General features: G+C 65.1%; 12 protein-coding genes and 1 pseudogene. 9 read left to right on the top strand and 4 right to left on the bottom strand.

The annotated features are described in order from the left end of the window. The first annotated feature begins 151 nt into the window (after positions 1–151). The 9 genes from H8A95_RS39135 to H8A95_RS39095 all read left to right on the top strand — a co-directional run bounded on the left by H8A95_RS39135 (position 152) and on the right by H8A95_RS39095 (position 7,164). On the top strand, positions 152–346 hold the full coding sequence (locus H8A95_RS39135; RefSeq protein WP_229187905.1) for a hypothetical protein: 195 nt from the start codon (positions 152–154) through the stop codon (positions 344–346). 4 nt (positions 347–350) lie between these two features. Next, positions 351–1,106 (top strand): metal ABC transporter ATP-binding protein, encoded by a 756-nt coding sequence (locus H8A95_RS39130; RefSeq protein WP_229187904.1) that lies wholly within the window; start codon positions 351–353, stop codon positions 1,104–1,106. Positions 1,107–1,111: 5 nt separating this feature from the next. After that, a complete protein-coding gene (locus H8A95_RS39125; RefSeq protein ID WP_229187903.1) occupies positions 1,112–1,981 on the top strand; it encodes a metal ABC transporter permease in 870 nt (289 codons plus the stop codon). A 5-nt stretch (positions 1,982–1,986) separates the two neighbouring features. Next, entirely contained in the window at positions 1,987–2,859 is an 873-nt protein-coding gene (locus H8A95_RS39120; protein ID WP_229187902.1) for a metal ABC transporter substrate-binding protein, read from the top strand. A 56-nt stretch (positions 2,860–2,915) separates the two neighbouring features. Next, entirely contained in the window at positions 2,916–3,962 is a 1,047-nt protein-coding gene (locus tag H8A95_RS39115) for a CobW family GTP-binding protein (protein WP_229187901.1), read from the top strand. Next, the gene (locus tag H8A95_RS39110) at positions 3,962–4,981 is read left to right on the top strand and encodes a WD40 repeat domain-containing protein (RefSeq protein WP_229187900.1); all 1,020 of its coding nucleotides are present in this window, start codon (positions 3,962–3,964) and stop codon (positions 4,979–4,981) included. Before H8A95_RS39115 ends, H8A95_RS39110 begins: the two co-directional genes overlap by 1 nt. 95 nt (positions 4,982–5,076) lie before the next feature. Beyond that, positions 5,077–5,793, top strand: a complete 717-nt coding sequence (locus tag H8A95_RS39105) for an MgtC/SapB family protein (RefSeq protein ID WP_229187899.1) — start codon at positions 5,077–5,079, stop codon at positions 5,791–5,793. Positions 5,794–5,977: 184 nt separating this feature from the next. After that, positions 5,978–6,304, top strand: a complete 327-nt coding sequence (locus H8A95_RS39100; protein WP_229187898.1) for a hypothetical protein — start codon at positions 5,978–5,980, stop codon at positions 6,302–6,304. Between the two features lie 119 nt (positions 6,305–6,423). Continuing rightward, a complete protein-coding gene (locus H8A95_RS39095; RefSeq protein WP_229187897.1) occupies positions 6,424–7,164 on the top strand; it encodes an acetoacetate decarboxylase in 741 nt (246 codons plus the stop codon). A 109-nt stretch (positions 7,165–7,273) separates the two neighbouring features. On the opposite strand, the gene H8A95_RS39090 is transcribed toward H8A95_RS39095, so the two are convergent. The 4 genes and pseudogenes from H8A95_RS39090 to H8A95_RS39075 all read right to left on the bottom strand — a co-directional run. Next, positions 7,274–8,716, bottom strand: a complete 1,443-nt coding sequence (locus tag H8A95_RS39090) for a homospermidine synthase (RefSeq protein WP_229187896.1) — start codon at positions 8,714–8,716, stop codon at positions 7,274–7,276. 40 nt (positions 8,717–8,756) lie between these two features. Next, positions 8,757–9,146: a RidA family protein gene (locus H8A95_RS39085; RefSeq protein WP_229187895.1), complete on the bottom strand. Its 390-nt coding sequence runs from the start codon at positions 9,144–9,146 to the stop codon at positions 8,757–8,759. A gap of 105 nt (positions 9,147–9,251) precedes the next feature. Further along, positions 9,252–9,419 (bottom strand): hypothetical protein, encoded by a 168-nt coding sequence (locus tag H8A95_RS39080; protein ID WP_229187894.1) that lies wholly within the window; start codon positions 9,417–9,419, stop codon positions 9,252–9,254. A gap of 10 nt (positions 9,420–9,429) precedes the next feature. Further along, a pseudogene (locus tag H8A95_RS39075) lies at positions 9,430–9,656 on the bottom strand (GNAT family N-acetyltransferase); the annotation flags it as partial.

The raw sequence follows: 9,656 nt of genomic DNA, 5'->3' as shown, positions 1-9,656 counted from the left end.
CCACCGAAGTTCATTGTTGCGCGACGCTGGACGACGTGGGGGAGGGGCCGCCCACCTTCAGGCTCCATGGGGCAAATCTCCCGGTTTTGCGGATCGGCCATGAGTTCCTCGTTGGTGGACTCGCGTTATGTTATAATATAACAGTTTCCCCATGGCGCATACGCACACCCACGACCACCACCATCACGGCCACGCCCATCCCCATGGGCACAGCCACGCCCCGCACGCGCATCCGGCCCAGGCCGCGCCCTGGTCGATCCTGCGCATGCCCGTGCCGGCCCGGCTGTCGGCGGCGCTCGCGGTCTCTGCCTGCCTGTGGGCCGTCATCTGGCTGGCGATGAGGTAAGCCAATGGGCGCGCTTGTCACCTTCCGCGACGTCACGCTCGGCTACGATCGCCACCCGGCGGTGCATCATCTTAACGGCGCGGTCGAGGCGGGCGCGCTGCTGGCCGTGATCGGCCCGAACGGTGCCGGCAAGTCGACCCTGCTGCGCGGCATCGCCGGCGTGCTCAAGCCGCTGTCGGGCGTGATCGATCTCGACGGGCTCGAACACCGCGACATTGCCTATCTGCCGCAATCCGCCGACATCGACCGGACTTTCCCGATCTCGGTGTTCGATTTCGTCGGCACCGGGCTGTGGCGCTCGACCGGCTTCTTCGGTGGCATCGGCCGGGCCGCGCGCGACAAGATCTTGGCGGCGCTCGCCGCCGTCGGCCTCAACGGCTTCGAGAACCGGCCGATCGGCACCTTGTCCGGCGGCCAGATGCAGCGCATGCTGTTCGCGCGCGTGCTGTTGCAGGACGCCCGCCTGATCGTGCTCGACGAGCCGTTCAACGCCATCGACGCCAAGACCACCGCCGATCTGCTGGCGCTGGTGAAGCGCTGGAATGGCGAAGGCCGCACGGTGCTGGCGGCGCTGCACGACCTCGACATGGTGCGCAACAATTTCCCGGAAACGCTGCTGCTGGCGCGCGGCCCAGTGGAATGGGGACCGACCGCAGAGGCGCTGACGGCGGATAACCTGATGGTCGCGATGCGGATGTGCGAGGCGTTCGATGATTCAGCCGGCGCCTGCGCCGTCGATCCGCGCTCGAGGGCTGCCTGACGCAGATGCTGACCGACGCGCTGATCACGCCCTTCACCGAATTCGAGTTCATGCGCCGCGCGCTGGCGGCCGTGATCGCACTGTCGCTCGGCGGCGCGCCGATCGGCGTGTTCCTGATGCTGCGGCGGATGAGCCTGGTCGGCGACGCCATGGCGCATGCGATCCTGCCGGGCGCCGCGATCGGTTTCCTGATCTCGGGGCTCAATCTGTTCGCGATGACGACCGGCGGCCTGATCGCGGGCTTTGCGGTGGCGCTGCTCGCGGGCCTCGTCGCGCGCACCACCGAGTTGAATGAGGACGCGTCGCTGGCGACCTTCTATCTGGTCTCGCTCGCGCTCGGCGTCACCATCGTGTCCATCAAGGGTACCAATATCGACCTGCTGCACGTGCTGTTCGGCAACATCCTGGCGATGGACAACCAGACCCTGCTGGTGATTGCGTTCAACGCCACCGTCACGCTGCTGGTGCTCGCGGTGATCTATCGGCCGCTGGTGATCGAATGCGTCGATCCGGTATTCCTGCGCACCGTGAGCCGGGCCGGCGCGCCGGCGCATCTCGCCTTCCTCGCGCTGGTGGTGGTCAACCTCGTCAACGGCTTCCATGCGCTCGGCACGCTGCTCGGCGTCGGGCTGATGATCCTGCCCGCGGGCATTGCGCGGTTCTGGTCGCGCGACATCACCACCATGATCTGCATCGCGGTCGCGAGCGCCATGCTGTCGGGCTATGCCGGGCTGGTGCTGTCGTACCAGACCCGGATCCCCTCCGGCCCGGCGATCATCCTGGTTGCGGCCGGGCTCTATATCGTGTCGCTCTTGTTCGGCAATGTCAGCGGCCTGGTGCGGCAGCTGTTTCCCGGCCGCCATCTCGAGGCATGAGTACGATGCGGCGGTTGTTCGGTTTGATTGGTCTGGCGCTGATGCTGGCGAGCGGGCCGGCGCATGCTGCCGAGCGCACCAACGTCGTCGCGAGCTTCTCGATCCTCGCCGACATGGTGCGCAATGTCGGCGGCAACAGCGTCGACGTGACGGCGCTGGTCGGGCCCGATGGCGACGCGCATGTCTACGCGCCGACGCCGGCGGATGCCAAGAAGGTCGCCGACGCCAGGCTGCTGGTCATCAACGGCCTCGGCTTCGAAGGCTGGATGCCGCGGCTGCTGCAGGCCTCCGGCAGCAAAGCGCCGGTCGCGGTGGCAACCAAGGGCATCATGCCGCGGAAGATGGGCGGCCATGACGATCCGCATGCCTGGCAATCCGTGGCCAATGCGAAGATCTATGTGATCAATATTCGCGACGGGCTGATCGCGGTGGCGCCCGACCAGGCGGCCATCTTCAAGGCCAATGCCGACGCCTATCTGGCCAAGCTCGAGGCGCTCGACCGCGAGGTGCATGAGGCGGTGGGACGCGTGCCGGAGGCGCGGCGCAAGGTGATTTCGACCCATGGCGCCTTCGGCTATTTCGCCGATGCCTACGGGGTCACGTTCTTCTCGCCGCTCTCGGTCTCCACCGATTCCGAGCCCAGTGCGCGCGATATTGCGGCCATCATTGCCCAGATCAAGCTTGCGAAAATTCCGGCAGTTTTTCTCGAAAATATCAGTGATCCCCGTCTGATCCAGCGGATCGCGGCCGAGACCGGTGCCCGGGTCGGCGGTACCCTGTATTCGGACAGTCTGACGGCCGAAAAGGGCGATGCACCCACTTACATTGATATGGTCAGGCACAATATAAAGGCCCTGACCAGCGCGCTCGCCAACTAGGGCAGGGGCCTCCTTGCCGGGTCGAGCGCCGCGATCCAAGTTCCTTCGGAGTTGTTATGGCTGAAGCTTCGCAAAAAATTCCAGTGACCGTGCTGACGGGCTATCTCGGCGCCGGCAAGACCACCTTGCTCAACCGCATCCTGTCGGAAAACCACGGCAAGAAATACGCCGTCATCGTCAACGAATTCGGCGAGATCGGCATCGACAACGACCTCATCATCGGTGCCGATGAGGAAGTGTTCGAGATGAACAATGGCTGCGTCTGCTGCACGGTGCGCGGCGACCTCGTCCGCATCTTGGACGGCTTGATGAAGCGCAAGGGCAAGTTCGACGCCATCATCGTCGAGACCACCGGCCTTGCCGATCCGGCGCCGGTCGCGCAGACCTTCTTCGTCGACGAGGACGTGCAGAAGAACGCCCGGCTCGATGCAGTCGTGACCGTCGCCGATGCCAAATGGCTGAGCGATCGCCTCAAGGACGCGCCGGAGGCCAAGAACCAGATCGCGTTCGCCGACGTCATCGTGCTGAACAAGACCGACCTGGTCTCCAAGCCCGAGCTCGCCGAAGTCGAGGCCCGCATCCGCGGCATCAATCCCTATGCCAAGCTGCACCGCACCGAGCGTTGCCAGGTCGGGTTGACCGACGTACTGGAGCGCGGCGCGTTCGACCTCGACCGTATTCTCGAAATCGAGCCCGATTTCCTCGAGGCCGGCGACGAACACGATCATGACCACGATCATCATCACCATGATCACCACCATCACCATGATCATAACCACGGCGGCCTGAAGCACTATCACGACGAGGACATGCAATCGCTGTCGCTGCGCTCTGAGAAGCCGCTCGACCCGACCAAGTTCATGCCCTGGTTGCAGAACCTCGTCGCCACCGAGGGCCAGAAGATCCTGCGCTCGAAGGGCATCCTCGCCTTCACCGGCGATGACGACCGCTACGTGTTCCAGGGCGTCCACATGATGCTGGAGGGCGACCACCAGCGGAGATGGAAGGACGGCGAGAAGCGCGAGAGCCGCGTCGTGTTCATCGGTCGCGAACTGCCAGAGCAGGCGATCCGCGACGGCTTCGAGCAGTGCATCACCACGTGATGAAAGAGTTCGATCCGGGCGAGGCCCCTTCTTCCATCGTTTCGATCACCGATCGCGTCAAGCAGCTTCCGCTTGGCGTGGCTGTGGGCTCGGTGCATTTCCTCGGCGACCGCGCGTTCTTCGTCGGCGCCGAGGAGAGTGTCGCGATCGCGACCGCCGACGGCGAGATCACGCGCACGGAGACGCACTTCGGCGCCATCCTCTGCGCGGCATCCGACGGCAAGCGCCTCGTCACCGGTGGTGACGACGGCAAGCTGATCGCGATCGACGCCAAGGGCGAGACCTTCACCATCGCGACCGATGCCAAGCGGCGCTGGATCGACAATGTCGCGCTGCATGGCGACGGCACCGTGGCGTGGTCGGCGGGCAAGACCGCTTTCGTACGCAATCCCAAGGGCGAGGAGAAAACCTTCGAGGTGCCGTCGACCGTCGGCGGGCTGGCATTCGCGCCGAAAGGCCTGCGGCTGGCGATCGCGCATTACAACGGCGTGACCTTGTGGTTTCCCAACATGGCCGCCAATCCGGAATTCCTGGAATGGGCCGGCTCGCATCTCGCGGTCTCTTTCAGCCCGGACAACAAGTTCCTGGTCACGGCGATGCACGAGGCCGCGATGCATGGCTGGCGGCTCGCCGACAACCGGCACATGCGGATGAGCGGCTATCCCGGCCGCGTGCGCTCGATGTCATGGAGCGTTGGCGGCAAGGGGCTCGCGACCTCGGGCGCCGATACCGTGATCGTCTGGCCGTTCACCAGCAAGGACGGGCCGATGGGCAAGGAGCCGGCAATGCTGGCGCCGATGCCGGCGCGGGTCGCGGTGGTCGCCTGCCATCCGAAGAATGACATCATGGCGGTCGGCTATGCCGACGGCACCGTGCTGATGGTCCGGCTCGAGGACGGCGCCGAGATCCTGGTGCGGCGGAATGCCGGCCCGACCGTGTCGGCGCTCGGGTGGAATGCCAAGGGGACGCTGCTCGCCTTCGGCACGGAAGATGGTGACGCGGGCATCGTGGAAATGTAAGAGATCGCGGCACACGCAGCGTTTTCGAGCGAAGTGGGTACCGGTTCGCGTGAAGAAAACGCGTCAAAAGAACACCCACGCGCCGGGGCAGCGCCATGCGATTTCTCACGACATTCCAGCTCGCCGACTTCCTCGACACGTTGGTCAGCCTGACGTCAGCCTTCGTGCTCGGCACTTTGATCGGCGCCGAGCGGCAGTACCGGCAGCGTACCGCGGGCCTGCGCACCAACGTGCTGGTCGCGGTCGGGGCGGCCGCCTTCGTCGACCTCGCGATGCATCTGGCCGGCGCCGACGGCGCGGTGCGGGTGATCGCCTATGTCGTGTCGGGGATCGGCTTCCTCGGCGCCGGCGTCATCATGAAGCAGGGTATGGACGTGCGCGGCCTCAACACTGCGGCGACGCTGTGGGCCTCGGCCGCGGTCGGCTCCTGCGCCGGCGCCGATCTGGTGGCGCAGGCGGCGGTGCTGACCGTGTTCGTGATCGCCGGCAACACGCTGCTGCGTCCGCTGGTCAACGCCATCAACCGCATCCCGCTGAACGAGAAGGCGTTGGAGGCGACGTACTATTTCAAGCTCGCGGTGACCCCCGAGGCGCTGCCCGACATGCGCGACCGCCTGGTCGAGAAGCTCGAGGCCGCCAACTATCCGGTCGCCGATGTCAACGTGGTCGAGGCCGGTGACGACTTCCTCGAAATCGTGGCGGAGCTGGTCTCGACCGCGGTCGAACCCAACGAGCTGAATGCCGTGATCGTCGACCTGCAGCATCAGCCCGGCGTGCGGCACGCGACATGGGAAATCAGCACCACGGATTAGGGCGTTTTCGAGCGAAGCGGATACCGGTTCGCGTGAAGAAAACGCGTTCAAGCAAGATCCAGAGCCCCGTTCCGCTTCAATCGGAACGGAAGAGGCTCTGAGGCGAGGGTTCCCGGAGGCCCTTGCCGGGGAACCAAGCCGTGGCAGGATCGTTGACCTCGCTGACTATGCGCGGGTGAACGAGATGGCTGCGGATCGGACCGGGCTGCGGAAGGACGTGCTGATCGCCTCGGCATTGGTCGTGGCAGGGGTTGCGATCGCGGCGCTGTCGTTGCACGCGATCAACGCGGTCCCGCCGCAGGACATCGCGCAGGCGACCCAGCCGCTGCAGTCCACGCCGGAGCCGCAGAAGGCCGTGCCGCCGGCTGAATCGAAGCCCGGCGGCGAGCGGCCGACCACGCCGGCGCCGCAGCCCGCGCGTCCGAACGGTGAGGCGCAGAAGGCCGGCGCCAAGCCGATGCTGCCGCCAGCGCCCGCCGAGAAGACCGCGCCGCCGATCGAAAAGAAATAAGCGCTCCGGTCAGTGAATTGTGACGCGCATTTGACTGACGCTGCCGATTATACGGTCTCGCCTCCGTCATCCCCGCCCGCCATAATCCGTCGTCTTGCCAACGACAGATGGGGCTATCCATGAAGATCGAGGACGTCCGGCGCACCGCCTATTCGATGCCGCTCACCAACCCGTCGTTTCCGCCGGGGCCGTACCGGTTCTTCGACCGCGAATATTTCATCATCACCTACAAGACCGACCCCGAAGCCCTCGCGGCCGTGGTGCCGGAGCCGCTCGAGGTCGTCGAGCCCGTGGTGAAGTATGAATTCATCCGCATGCCGGACTCGACCGGCTTCGGCGACTACACCGAGACCGGGCAGGTGATCCCGGTCCGCTTCAAGGGCGAGGTCGGGGCCTATACCCACGCCATGTATCTCGACGACGAGGCCCCGATCGCCGGCGGCCGCGAGCTGTGGGGATTTCCGAAGAAGCTGGCGCGGCCGAAGATCGCGGTCGAGAGCGACGTGCTGGTCGGCTCGCTGCATTACGGCTCGGTGCTCTGTGCCTCTGCCACGATGGGCTACAAATACCGCAAGGTCGATCACGACACGGTCCTGAACGCGATGAAGGCGCCGAACTTTATTTTGAAGATCATCCCGCATGTCGACGGCAACCCGCGGATCTGCGAGCTGGTGCGCTTTCAGCTCGACGACATCGTGCTGAAGGAAGCCTGGACCGGCCCCGCCGCGCTCGGCCTGTTCCCGCACGCGCTGTGCGATGTCGCCCGCCTGCCGGTGCGCGAAGTGGTCTCGGCGCTGTACTACAAGGCGGATTTGACGCTCGGCCTCGGCTCGGTCGCATTCGACTACATGGCGAGGTGACGAAGTCATTCCGGGGCATCGCGTCAGCGATGAACCCGGAATCTCGCGCAACAATCTCGAGATCCCGGGTCTGCGCGCCTAAGCGCGCATCCCGGGATGACCCTTCGGGTCAGCGCACCAGAACATTCTTGAACTGCCAGGGATCGCTGGCGTCGATGTCTTCCGGGAACAGTCCCGGACGATCCGTCAGCGGGGTCCAGTCGGTGTAGAAACCCTTCACCGGGCCGAGATAGGGCAGCTGGATTTCCAGCAGACGGTCGAAATCCATCTCGTCGGCTTCGACGATGCCTTCGTTCGGGTTCTCCAGCGCCCACACCATGCCGCCGAGCACGGCGGAGGTCACTTGCAGGCCGGTGGCGTTCTGATAGGGCGCGAGCTTGCGGGTCTCTTCGATCGAGAGCTGCGAGCCGTACCAATAGGCATTGTTGTCATGGCCGAACAGCAGCACGCCGAGCTCGTCGATGCCATCGACGATTTCGTTCTCATCCAGGATGTGGTGCTTCTCCTGCATCTTCGCTGCGCGGCCGAACATCTCGTGCAGTGACAGCACGGCATCGTCGGCCGGATGATAGGCATAGTGGCAGGTCGGCCGGTAGACCGCCTTGCCCGATGCGTCATGCACCGTGAAGTAATCGGCGATCGAGATCGATTCGTTGTGGGTGACGAGGAAGCCATACTGCGCGCCGCGGGTCGGGCACCAGGTCCGCACGCGGGTGTTGGCGCCGGGCTGCATCAGATAGATGGCAGCGCCGCAGCCGGCCTCGTGGGTATGCGCATTCTCGGGCATCCATTTTTCATGGGTGCCCCAGCCGAGTTCGGACGGCTGCACGCCTTCCGAGAGGAAACCTTCCACCGACCAGGTGTTGACAAAGACATCGGGCTCTTTCGGCGACTTGGCGCGCTGGGTGTCGCGTTCGGCGATGTGGATGCCCTTGATACCGGCCTGCCGCATCAAGTCCGCCCATTCGGCCTTGGTCTTCGGCTTGGGGGCATTGAGCTTCAGATCGGCGGCGACATTGAGCAGCGCCTGCTTGACGAAGAAGGAGACCATGCCGGGATTGGCGCCGCAGCATGAGACGGCCGTCGTCGAGCCTGCGGGGCGCGCCTTCTTGGCGGCCAGCGTCACTTCGCGCAGGGCGTAGTTGGAGCGCGCTTCCGGCCCCTTCGACGAATCGAAATAGAAGCCGAGCCAGGGCTCGTTGACGGTGTCGATATAAAGTGCGCCGACTTCGTTGCAGAGCTCCATGATGTCGGACGAGCCGGTATCGACCGAGAGATTGACGCAGAAGCCCTGGCCGCCGCCTTCGGTGAGCAGCGGCGTCAGCAACTCGCGGTAATTGTCCTTGGTCACGGCCTTCTGGATGAACTTGACGTTCTGCTTCTCGCAATGCGCCTTGCGGCCTTCGTCCTTGGGATCGATCACGGTGATGCGCGATTTGTCGTAGTCGAGATGCCGCTCGATCATCGGCAACGTGCCTTTGCCGATCGAGCCGAAGCCGATCATGACAATGGGGCCGGTGATTTTCGCGTAGATCTGCGAGGAGGGGCTCATCATTTTCTCCAGGAGAGCGCCGAGCGGCGGGTAGGGTGGATCAGGGGTTACGTCGCTTTGCGGTGACTTCGATCTCGACCTTCATCTCGGGCTTCAGGAGCCCGGCCACGATCAGCAGCGTCGCCGCCGGGCGGATGTCGCCGAGGACTTCGCCGCAGACCGCGAAATGGGCGTCCGCGTCGTTGACGTCGGTGAGGTAGTAGGTCGCGCGGACGATGTCGGCCATCGTGAAGCCGCCCTCCTTGAGGGCAGCCTCGATGGTCTTGAAGCAGTTCCGTGACTGGCTCGTGACATCATCAGGCATGGTCATCGTGGTGTAGTCGTAGCCGGTGGTTCCGGCGACGAAGGCGAAATCGCCGTCGATCACGGCACGGCTGTAGCCTGCGGTCTTCTCGAAGGGCGAGCCGGTGGAAATCAGGCGGCGGGGCATGTTGGACCTCGACGGAAAAGGGCGTTGCGCGGGGTTTACGGGCATTTTTGCCGCCCGCGCAACCCCTCGCATTCCGATCTGGGATTCTGGCCTGACGGCCGGCGGTTAGTGGGACTGCTGCGTGGCGTCCGGCGGCGACGGCGGTGTGCCGGTCCAGCGCCGGATCAGGATGTCCCTGACGATCATGACCGAGATCAGGATCAGCATGACCGTGGTGACGAGGCCGCGCCAACGCGGGCGCGCGCCGTCGATTGCGGGAAGGCGCTCTGCCATGGTGACCGCCTTACGCCGCGTGCGGCACGGCGAGCGGTGCCTTCCGGGTCCGGGACCTTGTCCGGGTTGCCTTGCTCTCGGGCAATGCCGCGCCGGTCGGCGTGATCATGCCCCAAGCGCCGTCCAGCGCCCCCTCGATGAGCTCGAGCCCGAGCAGCCGGTCGCGCTCGAATGCGCCGGGCAGCGACAATTCGCCGGTCTTCGCGGCCGCGAAGCCGAAGCGGGCGTAGTAGGGCG

The sequence above is a fragment of the Bradyrhizobium oropedii genome (assembly GCF_020889685.1).
GTDB classification, from domain to species: domain Bacteria; phylum Pseudomonadota; class Alphaproteobacteria; order Rhizobiales; family Xanthobacteraceae; genus Bradyrhizobium; species Bradyrhizobium oropedii.
The sequence above is the reverse complement of the archived record's forward strand: the minus strand, read 5'-3'. Positions and strand labels throughout refer to the sequence as shown.